The sequence below is a fragment of the Amycolatopsis sp. M39 genome (assembly GCF_001651785.1).
Classification (GTDB): domain Bacteria; phylum Actinomycetota; class Actinomycetes; order Mycobacteriales; family Pseudonocardiaceae; genus Amycolatopsis; species Amycolatopsis rubida.
The window spans coordinates 118,945-131,672 of the sequence record NZ_LWSF01000003.1 but is presented as its reverse complement, the minus strand read 5'-3'; the positions used below and the strand labels follow the sequence as shown (position 1 = coordinate 131,672).

At 69.0% G+C, this 12,728-nt stretch carries 13 protein-coding genes and 1 pseudogene; 8 read left to right on the top strand and 6 right to left on the bottom strand.

Annotated elements, in window-relative coordinates:
- Window positions 1–23: 23 nt before the first annotated feature.
- Window positions 24–548 carry a peptidylprolyl isomerase gene (locus A4R44_RS09400; protein WP_037809177.1) on the bottom strand — a complete coding sequence of 175 codons (525 nt, stop codon included), beginning with the start codon at window positions 546–548 and terminating at the stop codon, window positions 24–26.
- Window positions 549–754: 206 nt separating this feature from the next.
- Here A4R44_RS09400 and A4R44_RS09395 point away from each other — a divergent pair, with 206 nt between their 5' ends.
- Complete coding sequence (locus tag A4R44_RS09395; RefSeq protein WP_198545231.1) at window positions 755–1,396, top strand: hypothetical protein; 642 nt, start codon at window positions 755–757, stop codon at window positions 1,394–1,396.
- A gap of 63 nt (window positions 1,397–1,459) precedes the next feature.
- On the opposite strand, the gene A4R44_RS09390 is transcribed toward A4R44_RS09395, so the two are convergent.
- Both A4R44_RS09390 and A4R44_RS09385 read right to left on the bottom strand, forming a co-directional pair.
- Complete coding sequence (locus A4R44_RS09390) at window positions 1,460–1,912, bottom strand: hypothetical protein (RefSeq protein ID WP_067578357.1); 453 nt, start codon at window positions 1,910–1,912, stop codon at window positions 1,460–1,462.
- A 139-nt stretch (window positions 1,913–2,051) separates the two neighbouring features.
- Window positions 2,052–2,579 carry a DUF2020 domain-containing protein gene (locus A4R44_RS09385; RefSeq protein ID WP_198545230.1) on the bottom strand — a complete coding sequence of 176 codons (528 nt, stop codon included), beginning with the start codon at window positions 2,577–2,579 and terminating at the stop codon, window positions 2,052–2,054.
- A 95-nt stretch (window positions 2,580–2,674) separates the two neighbouring features.
- Between A4R44_RS09385 and A4R44_RS09380 the strand changes: the two genes are divergently transcribed.
- Together A4R44_RS09380 and A4R44_RS09375 are read left to right on the top strand one after the other, a co-directional pair.
- On the top strand, window positions 2,675–3,346 hold the full coding sequence (locus tag A4R44_RS09380) for a hypothetical protein (protein WP_067578725.1): 672 nt from the start codon (window positions 2,675–2,677) through the stop codon (window positions 3,344–3,346).
- A 1-nt stretch (window position 3,347) separates the two neighbouring features.
- A pseudogene (locus A4R44_RS09375) lies at window positions 3,348–3,996 on the top strand (pyridoxal 5'-phosphate synthase).
- Here A4R44_RS09375 and A4R44_RS09370 read toward each other — a convergent pair.
- The gene (locus tag A4R44_RS09370) at window positions 3,993–4,877 is read right to left on the bottom strand and encodes a hypothetical protein (protein WP_067578719.1); all 885 of its coding nucleotides are present in this window, start codon (window positions 4,875–4,877) and stop codon (window positions 3,993–3,995) included. The pseudogene A4R44_RS09375 and the gene A4R44_RS09370 sit on opposite strands and share 4 nt — an antisense overlap.
- Window positions 4,878–4,984: 107 nt before the next feature.
- Here A4R44_RS09370 and A4R44_RS09365 point away from each other — a divergent pair, with 107 nt between their 5' ends.
- The 3 genes from A4R44_RS09365 to A4R44_RS09355 are packed head-to-tail and all read left to right on the top strand — an operon-like array spanning window position 4,985 to window position 8,274.
- Window positions 4,985–5,428 carry a helix-turn-helix transcriptional regulator gene (locus A4R44_RS09365; RefSeq protein ID WP_067578355.1) on the top strand — a complete coding sequence of 148 codons (444 nt, stop codon included), beginning with the start codon at window positions 4,985–4,987 and terminating at the stop codon, window positions 5,426–5,428.
- 10 nt (window positions 5,429–5,438) lie between these two features.
- On the top strand, window positions 5,439–5,849 hold the full coding sequence (locus A4R44_RS09360) for a VOC family protein (protein ID WP_067578717.1): 411 nt from the start codon (window positions 5,439–5,441) through the stop codon (window positions 5,847–5,849).
- Between the two features lie 40 nt (window positions 5,850–5,889).
- Window positions 5,890–8,274 (top strand): excinuclease ABC subunit UvrA, encoded by a 2,385-nt coding sequence (locus tag A4R44_RS09355; protein WP_067578352.1) that lies wholly within the window; start codon window positions 5,890–5,892, stop codon window positions 8,272–8,274.
- Here A4R44_RS09355 and A4R44_RS09350 read toward each other — a convergent pair.
- On the bottom strand, window positions 8,271–9,680 hold the full coding sequence (locus tag A4R44_RS09350; protein WP_067578350.1) for an amidase: 1,410 nt from the start codon (window positions 9,678–9,680) through the stop codon (window positions 8,271–8,273). The genes A4R44_RS09355 and A4R44_RS09350 overlap by 4 nt on opposite strands.
- 97 nt (window positions 9,681–9,777) lie before the next feature.
- Here A4R44_RS09350 and A4R44_RS09345 point away from each other — a divergent pair, with 97 nt between their 5' ends.
- Entirely contained in the window at window positions 9,778–10,587 is an 810-nt protein-coding gene (locus A4R44_RS09345) for an AraC family transcriptional regulator (protein WP_067578348.1), read from the top strand.
- 21 nt (window positions 10,588–10,608) lie between these two features.
- On the top strand, window positions 10,609–11,808 hold the full coding sequence (locus A4R44_RS09340) for a glycosyltransferase 87 family protein (RefSeq protein ID WP_067578346.1): 1,200 nt from the start codon (window positions 10,609–10,611) through the stop codon (window positions 11,806–11,808).
- On the opposite strand, the gene A4R44_RS09335 is transcribed toward A4R44_RS09340, so the two are convergent.
- Window positions 11,790–12,728, bottom strand: coding sequence for an ATP-binding domain-containing protein (locus A4R44_RS09335; RefSeq protein ID WP_067578344.1), 939 nt, complete (start codon window positions 12,726–12,728; stop codon window positions 11,790–11,792). The two genes, A4R44_RS09340 and A4R44_RS09335, sit on opposite strands and share 19 nt — an antisense overlap.

The window sequence follows — 12,728 nt, the reverse complement described above, 5'->3', positions numbered from 1 at the left end:
ACCCCATCCCTGCCTGCGGCGCGTCAGTCTTCGACGGTGATCTTCTCGATGACCACGTCCGACAGCGGGCGGTCCGCCGGTCCGGTCGCGGTCGTCGCGATGGCGTCGACGACGCCGCGGGACTCCTGGTCGGCGACCTCGCCGAAGATCGTGTGCCGGAAGTTCAGGTGCGAGGTCGGCGCGACGGTGATGAAGAACTGCGAGCCGTTGGTGCCCGGCCCGGCGTTCGCCATGGCCAGCAGGTACGGCTTGGAGAACTGCAGCTCGGGGTGGAACTCGTCGCCGAACTTGTAGCCGGGGCCGCCGCGGCCGGTGCCCGTCGGGTCACCGCCCTGGATCATGAAGCCGTCGATGACCCGGTGGAAGATCGAGCCGTCGTAGAACGGACCGGAGTTGCCGCCCTTCGCGTTCGGCTGGGTGTACTCCTTGGAGCCGGTGGCCAGCCCCACGAAGTTCGCCACGGTCTTCGGCGCGTGGTCGGGCAGCAGGTTCACGTGGATGTCACCCTGGTTGGTGTGCAGGGTGGCCTTGCGGGCGCTTTCAGTCACGCCGCCATCGTGCCACCCCTTCGCACAAATGGGGGGTTCAGGGGGCGTCCCCAGCCCGTCGCGCTGGACACCGGCCCAGGAAGAAGGCACTTTCCCGAGGTTTCCGCGAGGCCCGCAGCGGGAAGCCGCAGCGGTACGGGCGGAAAAAGGGCAGGATAGATGTCAAGCAACAGATCTGTTTCACAACGATTGATGAGGTGAAGACCATGACCCGGGCCGTGGAATCGGTCGGTGAGTCGGCCAAGTCCGGCTCGGCGGACCTGCGGAAGCTGGTCGTCGAGGCGGGCAAGGCGGGCGCGAAGGCCGCCGAGGCCGGCGCGGAGGAGCTGGGGAAGCGCAGCCGCCGGGCCCGGCGCAAGCTGGCGAAGAAGACGGAGCTGACCCGCAAGGAGCTGAAGAAGAGCTCCGCCGCGGCGCGCAAGGAAGCACTCGCCCGTATCGCCGAGATGAAGAAGCCGGGCCGCAAGGCCAAGAAGGCCGCGATCAAGGCCGCTGCGTCGGCAGGCGAGTCGAAGCGCCGCGGCAAGAAGGACTTCAAGGCGGCGAAGAAGGAGTTCCGCGCCGCGCTGGAGGAGGCGAAGAGCGCCGCCAAGGGCACTCGCAAGCGTCGCCGCTGGCCGTGGATCCTCGGCCTCGGCGCGGTCGCGGTCGGCACCGCCGTCGCGCTGAAGTCGCGGCAGCAGGAGCCGCCGGTCGCGCCGGCTCCGCCGAAGGCCACCCCGCCCGCTCCCCCCGCCCCGCCCGCGAAGCCGGCTCCGGAAGCCAAGGACGCGAAGGACGCCAAGCCGGGCGAACCGAAGACGAACGGCAAGGCGCCGAGCACGTCGGCCGCCGAGAAGAAGAACTGAACGCGCGAAAAGGGCCCCGGGAAGTGCTTCCCGGGGCCCTTTTTCGTATGTCGCTCAGTCCGTTCAGACCGCGGCGGCGTGCTTGTCGATCAGCTGGCCGAGACGCGGCAGCGCCTCCTCGACGTTCTTCTTGCCGTTCGGGCGCAGCTTCGAGTAGACCTTCTTGATGCTGTCGCGGCTGCTGCGCTCGGCGCGGCTGTCGGTGACCCCGAGCAGCGCGTCCGAGGCCTCGTCCGAGCGGCTGGTCAGGTAGGCGCCGAAGTCGTTGCCGCCCTGGGCGCGGTAGTCGCCGTAGAACGGCTCAAGCGCACCGGCGAAGTCGTCCAGCAGGCTGTCGACCGCGGAGGGGATGATGCCCGGCTTGATCTTCTTGACGGCGGCGAAGCCGGTCTTCACGACCGCGCCCGAGACTCCGCCCTTGTCGGAGACCTCGGCGTCCACGAGCTCTCCGAGGTCGGTGACCACGTTGGGGCGACGGCTCGAGTCGAGCAGGATTTCCTTGAGGGTGTCAGCCACGAATCTGTCCTTGTCGTCAAAAGGGGTAACCAAGTATTCGGTGCCGGACGGGCACCCGCCGCGCGAGTGTTGGGGGGACCGCGCGTGCTGCTTAGAGTAATACAAGATCAACTTCACTCACCCGTGCGGAGCCCGTTACTCAGAGCTTCAGGGCAGCGATAGCCTTTTTCGCCACTGTGCGTGCTTTGATGCTCTGCTTCTGGTTGCTCGTCACGACGACGGCGGCCTCGCCCTTGGCGACGGCGTAAACCACCCCGTCACCGACAGGCTGATAGCCGCCCTTCCATCCCGCCGGTTCCGTGGCCGGATTCGACGTGTCGACCGGCGCGGCCTTGTTGACCAGCGCGATAGCGACGTCGCTCTTGCCCACGTACACCCGCACGGTCAGCTGAAGGCTGCCGTCCGGACGGTAGAAAAAGCACGTCGGATGCGGCTCGTCGTCGGACACGCTCACCTTGGTGACGTGCTGTCCGTTCGCGTCCTGCACCGTCTCGTTCGACAGGTACGGGCACTCCGCGGTGCGCACGGGCTGCGGATCGGGCGGCAGCCCCGCCGACGTCGGCGCGGAACTCGCCGGTGCCGAAGACGGAGTCTCCTTCGCCGGGCTCGACGGAGCGCAGCCGGCGAGCAGGACCAGGGCTGGGGCGAGAACGAGAAGTCGGCGCATGGCGGGCACAGTCAACCATGCCCGGTGAAGTCCGTGCGAAGGCGGCGCGTGCGACGATGACGTCGGATTCCGCTCAGCCCGGGGAGGTCGCGGACGTGCTCACGCCCGAGCAGTACCTGCAGGTGGTCGCCGAACGCGTGGTGCGCAGTGGCGGCAGGCTCAACACCGTCCAGATCGGACCGGTGACGTGCGCGGTCGGCCTGTTCGCCGAGTCGATCATGCTGTCCACGATGAACTACTGCGTGGTCGCGGGCGCCTATTCCGACGTCGACGCGGCGACCCTGCGGCAGTTCACCGGCATGGCCACCCAGCACGCCCGCGCCAACGTGCAGGGCACGATCGGCTGGACCGCCGCGTCGGTGGTGATCTGCGGGCTCGTCGGCCGCGTGCACCCGGACGCCGCGCAGCTGGCGAGCGCGAAGACGAGCAACCAGTTCGGCGGCGAAACCCGGATGGTCGCGGTGGATCCGCACGCGGGCATGACCTACGCGTTCACCGGCGGGAAGCTCTGGGGTGCGGCGATGCACGGCGCGATCAACGCGAAGCTGACGTTCTGTTTCCCGCAGCCGGGCGAGGCTCTCCAGCAGGTGCAGTGGCAGCAGCAACAGGCCGCCTACGGGCAGCCCCCGCAATCGGGTCCCGGCGGGTTCCCTGGACAGATTCCGTCCGGACCGATGCCGCGGACTTCTCCTCCGCCCGCCGCCGGACCGGCCGGGCCGCGGCCGCCGCATTACCCGCCGCCGGGCCAACCGCCGTACGGTCGGTGACATGGTTTCGTTGCGCGGCTGGCAGTCGTTTCCCGAACAGCTTCCGGAATTCGACCCGGACCACACCCCGGAAACGCCCGAAGAGCTGTTCCTCGCCTGGCTGACNCTGGCTGACCGAAGCGGGCGAGCACGTGCTGGCCCCGCATGCCGTCACTCTGTCCACAGTGGACGCTGACGGGGCTCCGGACGCTCGCGTGGTGATCCTGAAGAACGTCGGCGAGGACGGCTGGGCGGTCGCGACCAGTTCGGAAAGCCCGAAGGGCCAGCAGCTGGCGGCGAACCCGCGCGCGGCGTTGACGTTCTTCTGGCCCGGCCGCGGACGTCAGGTCCGGGTGCGCGGTTTGGTGGTCCCGGCCGCGCCCGAGGTGTCCGCCGACGACTTCCTCGCTCGGCCGCCGGCGTCGCGCGCCGAGGCGTACGTCGGACATCAGTCGGAGGTGCTCTCCGATCCGGCGAAGCTCGTCGAAGCGGCCGCGGCGGCCGCGGATTGGGTAGCGGAGAACCCGGACGTGGCACCGGAAACGTGGACGCGCTACCTGATCCAGCCGGAATCGGTGGAGTTCTGGCAGGCCGCGCACGACCGGCAACACCTCCGGGTCCGCTACCGCCGCGACCCCGCGGGCTGGGTCCGCGAACGCCTCTGGCCCTAAAGCCGGGCGTTGGCGCGCAGCTTGGAGATCGCGCCGACGGTGACGTAACCGCGCCAGTCCAGCGCGGCCGCCGGGGAGAAACTGGCGAAGTCGACCGTCCAGCCGCCGTCGGGCTGCTGGCCCTGTTCCAGCCGGGTCAGATCCGCTTCGATCGCCGCCGCGGTGAACAGCCGCCGCGACGGGCCGGGCACCGGGCTGAAGTCCAGCGGACGCAGCACCTCGCCCTCGGAACCGCCCTGCACCGCGACGATTCCGCTCTCCGGCAAGAACTTCCCGAGCTTCGTCAGGAGTTCGTCCGCTTCCGGATACCGGTCGCGGGAGGCATCGAGCAGATGGATCGCGAAGCTCAGCTCGATGGCGTGCGGCATCTCTTCGAGGTCCCGGATCGCCCGCAGGGACGTCTCGGTCGCCCGCGCGAGCCACGGATGTGCCGCGACGGCCGGATCGTGCTCGGCGACCCGCCACGCCGCGGACGTGACGAACGCGGTGCTCTGCAAGGAGAACGCCGTCGGATCGGCTCCGGTCCAAAAGGGAGCGCACGCGGTCGGGTCGGCGACCGGGAACGCGAACGGCAGCCCACCGTCCGGGAACGACACCGATTCCAGCCAGTCGCACAACTGCACCGCGTGCGGCGTGGTCACCGGCGCGAGGTCGGCGAACATCTCGAACGCGTGCAGCGCGCCGCCCGGCTGGCTTTCCGGCGCACGCAGGTCCGGTTCCAGGCCCCAGCCGTAGCCGCCGTCCGGATTCCGGTAGGCCGCGACCGCCGCGAGCACCTCCTCGGCCCGCCCGTTTCCGTTCAGCAGCTCGAACCGCCGCTGGTCCAGCAACCTGCCGTGCCCGGCGAGGAACGGGGCGACGGCCTCCCATTTCACAGTCACCCGGAAACGGTCGCACGAGCCCGGCGCGAGGGTCTTGAACGAATCGGCCACCAGCACGAAAGAGCGGATTACTGGGGCTGGAGCGATCTCCGTGGCACGATTCGGAAGTGACCAGCAAACCGGACGACGCGCAGCGATGGGCCGATCTCGCACGGTTGCGCCGGGTGCGCGACCGGATCGACCGCGAATACGCGCGTCCCCTGGATGTCGAGGCGCTCGCGCGGAGCGTCAACGTGTCCGCCGGGCACCTGAGCCGGCAGTTCCGCGCCGCTTACGGAGAGTCGCCGTATTCGTATCTGATGACCCGTCGCATCGAACGCGCGATGGCGTTGCTGCGCCGAGGCGACCTGAGCGTCACCGAGGTGTGTTTCGAGGTCGGGTTCTCGTCGCTGGGGACGTTCAGTACGCGCTTCACCGAGCTGGTCGGAAAGCCGCCAAGCGTTTACCGCCAGGAGGAGACCGGGGCGACCGAGGGCATGGCGCCGTGCGTCGCGAAACAGGTCACCCGACCGATCAGGAATCGAGAAGCACCCCGTTCGGCGCGAACCTAGTGTGACCGGCATGGAGATGACCATTCACGCGAGCTTCCTCCCGCACACCGATCCGGAAGCGACGCTGACTTTCTACCGTGACGTCCTCGGCTTCGAGGTGCGCAACAACGTCAAATACGGGGACCTGGCCTGGATTACCGTCGGCCCGCCCGGACAGCCGGACACCTCGCTCGTGCTGCAGCCGGTCGCCGCGTTCCCCGGCATCACCGACGACGAACGCCGGATGATCACCGAAATGATGGCCAAGGGCACCTACGCCGCGCTGAACCTGGCCACGAAGGACGTCGACGCGACCTTCAACCGGTTGCAGGCCAGCGACGTCGAGGTCGTGCAGGAGCCCACCGACCAGCCCTACGGCCTGCGGGACTGCTCGTTCCGCGACCCGGCCGGGAACCTGATCCGCATCCAGCAAGCGAGCTGAAGAAGTCCGAGCCGGACCGCCGGGAAAACTGGGAGAGACGATGACCAAGGCCAAGGGGAAGACCACGCCCTCGCCGGAGCACGCCGCTGACAGCCATGACCTGATCCGCGTGCAGGGCGCCCGCGTGAACAACCTCAAGGACGTCAGCGTCGAACTCCCGAAGCGCCGGCTGACGGTGTTCACCGGGGTGTCCGGCTCGGGCAAAAGCTCGCTGGTGTTCAGCACGATCGCGGCCGAGTCGCAGCGGCTGATCAACGAGACCTACAGCAGTTTCGTACAGGGTTTCATGCCGGCGCTCGCCCGTCCCGAGGTCGACGTGCTCGACGGGCTGACCACCGCGATCATCGTCGACCAGCAGCGGATGGGGGCCGATCCGCGGTCGACGGTCGGCACCGCCACCGACGCCAACGCGATGCTGCGGATCCTGTTCAGCAGGCTCGGTACGCCGCACATCGGGTCGTCGCAGGCGTTCTCGTTCAACGTCGCCTCGGTCAGCGGCGCGGGAGCGGTCACCGTGCGGCGCGCCGGGAAGGAGATCAAGGAGCGGCGCAGTTTCAGCGTCACCGGCGGCATGTGCCCGCGCTGCGAGGGCCGCGGTTCGATCAACGACATCGACCTTTCCCAGCTCTACGACGACGCGAAGTCGCTCGCCGAGGGCGCGCTGACCATCCCCGGCTACACCCCGGGCGGCTGGAACTACCGGCTCTACACCGGGTCCGGCCTGATCGACCCGGAGAAGCCGATCCGCAAGTACACGAAGCGCGAGCTGCGGGACTTCCTGTACAAGGAACCGACGCGGATGAAGATCGAAGGCATCAACATGACCTACGAGGGTCTGGTGCTGAGGATCCAGAAGTCGTATCTGTCCAAGGACGTCGAGGCGATGCAGCCGCACATCCGCGCGTTCGTGGACCGCGCGGTCACCTTCGCGACCTGCCCGGAGTGCGACGGGACGCGGCTGAGCGAACTGGCGCGATCGGCCAAGGTCGACGGGATGAGCATCGCCGACGTGTGCGCGATGCAGATCAGCGACCTCGCCGATTGGGTCGGGAAGCTGTCCGACCCGTCGGTCGCGCCGCTGCTGAAATCGCTGCACGAGACGCTCAAGTCGTTCGTGGAAATCGGGCTCGGCTACCTGTCGCTGGACCGGCCCGCGGGCACGCTGTCCGGCGGGGAGGCGCAGCGGGTGAAGATGGTCCGGCACCTCGGCTCGTCGCTCACCGACGTCACGTATGTCTTCGACGAGCCCACCATCGGCCTGCACCCGCACGACATCCAGCGGATGAACGACCTGCTGCTCCGCTTGCGGGACAAGGGAAACACCGTCCTCGTGGTGGAGCACAAGCCGGAGGCGATCGCGATCGCCGACCATGTGGTCGACCTCGGACCGGGCGCGGGCACGAACGGCGGCACGGTGTGTTTCGAGGGCACTGTGGACGGTCTGCGCGCGAGCAAGACGTTGACCGGCAAGCATTTGGACGACCGCGCATCGCTCAAGCCGTCAGTGCGCGAGCGCACGGGCGTGCTGGAGATCCGCGGCGCGAGCACGCACAACCTGCAGGACGTGGACGTCGACATCCCGCTCGGCGTGCTGTGCGTGATCACCGGTGTCGCCGGATCCGGCAAAAGCTCGCTGATCCACGGGTCGGTCCGGGAATCCGACGATGTCGTGTCGGTGGACCAGGCCCCGATCCGCGGTTCGCGGCGGAGCAACCCGGCGACCTACACCGGGCTGCTCGAACCGATCCGCAAGGCCTTCGCCAAGGCCAACAACGTGAAGCCCGCGCTGTTCAGCGCCAACTCCGAGGGCGCGTGCCCGAACTGCAACGGCAACGGCGTCATCTACACCGACCTCGGGATGATGGCCGGGGTGGCCACCACCTGCGAGGTCTGCGAGGGCAAGCGGTTCGACGCCTCGGTGCTGGAGTACCACTTCGGCGGACGCGACATCAGCGAGGTGCTCGCGATGTCGGTCGCCCAGGCCGCCGCCTTCTTCGCCGAGGGCGACGCGAAGACTCCGGCCGCCCACCGGATTCTCGAACGGATGGAGCAGGTCGGGCTCGGCTACCTGACCCTCGGCCAGCCGCTGACCACGCTGTCCGGCGGCGAGCGGCAGCGGCTGAAGCTGGCCACGCACATGGGGGGAGGCGGCGGCGTGTACATCCTCGACGAGCCGACCACCGGCCTGCACCTCGCCGACGTGGAACAGCTGCTCGGGCTGCTGGACCACCTGGTCGAATCGGGCAAGTCGGTGATCGTCATCGAGCACCACCAGGCCGTGATGGCGCACGCCGACTGGATCATCGACCTCGGCCCCGGCGCCGGGCACGACGGCGGCCAGGTGGTCTTCGAGGGGACGCCCGCCGAACTGGTGAAGAAGAAGCGGACGCTGACCGGGAAGCACCTGGCCGCCTACGTGGGCTAGTCGAGGGGCGGCCGCCGGTCGGTCCAGGGCAGCACCTGCTCCAGAGTGCGGGAGACCTGCAGCAGCAGGTCCTCCCGCCAGGGCGCGGCGACCAGCTGGACGCCGACCGGCAGGCCGCTGGCCTCGTCGTGGTGCAGCGGGAGGGAGATCGCCGGCTGGCCGGTCACGTTGAACAGCGACGTGAAGACGCCCATCGGGTACGCGGCCACCACCGGATTTCCGCTCGCTCGCCACCCGCCGACCTTCGGCGGGAGACACGCCATGGTCGGCGTGACCAGCAGGTCGAAACTGTCGACGAAGGCTTCGGCAATGCGGCGGGAGAACACCTGGGTCTGGTGCACACTTTCCGCGTAAGTCCAGGAATCAACCGACTTCGCGGCTTCGCGCTGTGCCCGGTTGTGCGGTTCGATGCGATCCGGATCGACCACCGGGACGCCTGCGCTGGCGACGCTCCAGACCTTCAGGAACGTCGAGAGCAGCTCCTCGGACTTCGGCAGCGGAAGCGGTTTGTCGACGATCTGGTGTCCGGCTTCTTCGAGCGCGCGGAGGGTTTCGCCGACCGCGGTCAGGCAAGCCGGGTCAACGGTGATGCCGTCGATCAGCGAGGTCGTGAGGACGCCGATCCGCAGGCCGGACGGCGCTTCGACGGCCAGTGCGTCGGCAAGCGACCGCGTGGGCGTCGGCTGTGACCACCACGCGCCCGGGTCGTGTCGTGTGAGGACGTCCAGGGCGGCCGCGGTGTCGGTCAGCGTCCGGCTGAGGACACCGCTGGTCGCGAAGCCCTCGACCTCCACCACGGCGTTCGTGACCAGGCCGCGGGTCGGCTTCAGCCCGACGAGACCGGTGCACGAAGCCGGGATGCGGATCGATCCGCCGCCGTCCTCCGCGTGCGCGACCGGGGCCATTCCGGCGATGACGGCGACCCCCGCGCCGCTCGATGACCCGCCCGGCGTGCGGTCCGGATCCCACGGGTTGCGCGAGATGCCCTGCGCCTCGCTCTCAGTGAAGGAAACCGCGCCGAACTCCGATGTCGTGGTCTTGCCGAGCGGGAGGAAGCCCGCATCAGCGAACCGCCGCACGATCGGGTCGGACTTCGGCTGCGGGGAACGGTCGGTGGCCAGCGAGCCGTACGTGGTCGGCCAGCCTTGCACGTGGACGAGGTCCTTGACCGGCAGCGGAACCCCGTGGAACGGCGGCAGGCCCTCCGGCGCGCACCGCACCACAGCGTCCGCGGCGGCTTTCGCGGCGGCGCGGACCTCGTCGTCGGCGCGGAAGCAGAAGGCGTTGAACTTCGGATCCAGCTCGGCGATGCGGTCGAGGTAGCAGTCGGCGACCTCGACCGGGCTCACCTCCTTCGCGCGGATGGCGGCGGCGACTTCGACGGCGGAGCTGAACGGATTGACCATGACCGATCCCCTTTCCGGTTCCCGTTCAACCTGGTCGGACCGGTGGTCGGCGGTCTTGGAGAAATGTCGCGCTGCCGGATTTGGCTACGCTGGCGGCATGCGACCAGCCGAGTGGGCTCGCGACGGGGCAGCGGTCTGGGGTATCGCCGTGCCGTCCCGGCTGCCCGGGGTGCAGATGGCCGGATTCGTCGGCGACACCGTTGATCTGATCGACTTGACGGTGGTCCCGTACCCGGCGGTCACGCTGTTCGTCAATCTCCGCGAAGGGCTGTTCGTCAACGGGGTAGCGCGAGACAGCGCCGTCACCGGCATCGCACCGCGAGAGATGCGCGTGCGCGGGCAGAACATCGAATGCGTGCAGGTCCGGCTGTCCCCCGAGGTCGCGCACGCGGTGCTCGGGACGGATCTGACCGGCGAGATCGCCCCTCTTGAGGACGTCTGGCCTGCTGGGCTGCCTGACCGGCTGCGCGCACTCGACTCCTGGAACGACCGGTTCGCGCTGGTAGAAGCCACGCTGGGCAAGCGGTATGCGGCCGGGCGCATGGTCGATCCGGAAGTCGCCTTCGCCTGGCAGCGGATGCACGCGCACCACGGTCAGGTGCGGATCGAGCAGCTGGCCGACGAGACCGGATGGAGCCGGAAACGCCTGTGGTCCCGGTTCCGCGGCCAGCTCGGGCTCAGCCCGAAACGCGCCGCGCAGCTGGTCCGGTTCGACCACGCGGTGCACCGGCTCGCCGCGGGGGAAAGCCCGGCTTCGGTGGCGGCCGAGAGCGGATATGTCGACCAGTCGCACCTGCACCACGAGGTCAAAGCCTTCGCCGGAGTCACCCCCGCCGCCGCCGCGAACGCACCGTGGCTCGCGGTCGACGAGGTCGCCTGGTCTCGCCCCCACCGCGCGACCGGGTGATCGCACCGGCATGATCCCGGAGTGACTTCCATCCGGCCCCCCGCTGTCGTGCTGCGCCGGTGGCTAGACGACGTCGGCACCCGCCGACCGGCGGTGTTCGCGCTGGTCGGTGCCTCGGTGGCGGCGGCAGCGGCGATTCTGTGGCTCGTCTGCACGATGTGGCCGCTCGATCTGGAGATCTACCGGTCCGGCGCGCGGGCGCTGGCCCAGGGCGAGGACGTCTACGGCCCGCTCCCGCCGACCCGCGCCGGGCTGATCCTGCCCTTCATCTACCCGCCGTTCGCGGCCGTCCTGTTCCTGATCTTCGCCGCGATGCCGTTGCCGTTGGGCGCGATGCTGATGCTCGCCGTGTCCCTGACGTGCCTGTGCGGGACGGTCTACGTCGTGGTCCGGCCGCATGCCGGGCGGCGGACCGCGGTGTTGGCCGCACTGCTGATCGGTGCCGGTTCGCTGGCCTTCGAACCGGTCCGCGAGACGTTGTGGTTCGGGCAGATCAACCTGCTGCTGATGGCACTCGTGGTGATCGACTGCCTCGGCCCCCGGACGCGGCTGCCCCGCGGCGTCCTGCTGGGCCTCGCCGCCGCCGTGAAGATCACCCCGGCCGGGTTCCTGCTGTTCTTCCTGCTGAAAAAGGACTTCCGCGCGGCATTGACCACGGTGGTCACCTTCGTGCTGGCCGGCGCTGCCGGGTTCGTGATCGCTCCGGAAGCGTCGATGAAGTACTGGTTCGGCGGCGGATTGACCGGTGCGTCCGGGATGAGCGGATCGATTTTCGCGACGAACCAGACCATCCAGGGCGCGGTGCACCGGTTCGGACTCACCGACGCGCCGACGCTGATCCTGGTCGCGGTACTGACCCTGGCCGCGCTCGCGCTGACCGTTCCCGCGATGCTGCGCGCCGACCCGCCGATGGCGTTCCTGCTCAACGCGACGGCGATTCTGGTGTGTTCGCCGATTTCGTGGTCGCACCACTGGGTGTGGATCGTGCCCGCGATCGTGCTGTTCGCCGCTCGCGCGCACACCCGGAACGCTGTCGCCGGATTGGCTGCCGTGGCGGCGATTTTCGTGATCGCGCCGCATTCGTGGCTGCCGAAGAACGGCTATCTGGAGCTGTCCTGGGGTCCGGTCGAGCACGTGATCGGCAACAGCTACTTGCTGCTGGCGCTGGGTTTTCTGGGCTGGCAGTGCTACTCGACGCGCCGTCACACCGCCGCGGTCTGAGCCAGCAACGGGTCTGCGTGGAGTACGTGCAATGCGCTGACCGCTCGGGTGAGCGCGACGTACAACCGTTGCAGCCCACGCTCCTCCGCCGCCACGCTGCGCGCCGGTTCGACCACCAGGACCGTGTCGTACTCCAGCCCCTTCGCCAAACTCACCGGCACCAGCGTGATCCGGGCCGCCTGGTCCAGCCCGCGCTCGGCAAGGGCCCGGCTCGCTTCGGGGATATCCGCGGCCAGCAGCCCGATCGATCCCTCTTGGCTGAGCGCTTCCCCGCAAGCATCGACCGTCTCGTCCGTTTCGCTCAGGTGCAAGGCATCCGCGGAATGCCGGAACGACGTGGGACTCCGCAGCTCCGGCGCGATCTGCGGGCACAGCCGGGCAGCGAAGTCCAGGACATCCGCCGGAACGCGGTAGCCGTGCGTGAGTTCTTCGATCCGCCCGCCGGTCCGGTCAAGGTGGGTCAGCACTGTCGGCCAATCGCGGACCGCAGACGGACTGGTCGCCTGTGCGACGTCGCCGAGAACCGTGCACGCACCAGCCAACCTGCGCGCGATCGCCCGCAGATGCATCGGGCTGAGGTCGTGGGCCTCGTCGACCACGACGTGCCCGAGTTTCACCGGCCGTTCGATCAGCGCCGCGACCTCGTCCAGCAGCGCGAGATCGAGTGTCGACCAGGTCATCGCCTTACGACTGCGCGGGCGCGGACGGATGAGCGCTTCCTGTTCCTCAGCAGTGAGAATTCCGTCGGCCGCTTCCGCGAGACACGCCTTCTCGGTCAGCAGGTCATAGACCAGCCGCGCAGGCTCGACGGCAGGCCACATGTCGCGGACCGCCTTGGTGATCGCGGCATTGCGACGAAGCTGACGCAGGGTCGCGCTGGTGCCCCCGGACCGCTCCATCTCGCGCAGCACCCGATGCAC

Coding starts and splice junctions, on each gene's coding strand:
- A4R44_RS09395 (WP_198545231.1), top strand. CDS start 755: ATGACCCGGGCCGTGGAATCGGTCGGTGAGTCGGCCAAGTCCGGCTCG.
- A4R44_RS09385 (WP_198545230.1), bottom strand. CDS start 2,579: ATGCGCCGACTTCTCGTTCTCGCCCCAGCCCTGGTCCTGCTCGCCGGC.
- A4R44_RS09360 (WP_067578717.1), top strand. CDS start 5,439: ATGGAGATGACCATTCACGCGAGCTTCCTCCCGCACACCGATCCGGAA.
- A4R44_RS09355 (WP_067578352.1), top strand. CDS start 5,890: ATGACCAAGGCCAAGGGGAAGACCACGCCCTCGCCGGAGCACGCCGCT.
- A4R44_RS09350 (WP_067578350.1), bottom strand. CDS start 9,680: ATGGTCAATCCGTTCAGCTCCGCCGTCGAAGTCGCCGCCGCCATCCGC.
- A4R44_RS09345 (WP_067578348.1), top strand. CDS start 9,778: ATGCGACCAGCCGAGTGGGCTCGCGACGGGGCAGCGGTCTGGGGTATC.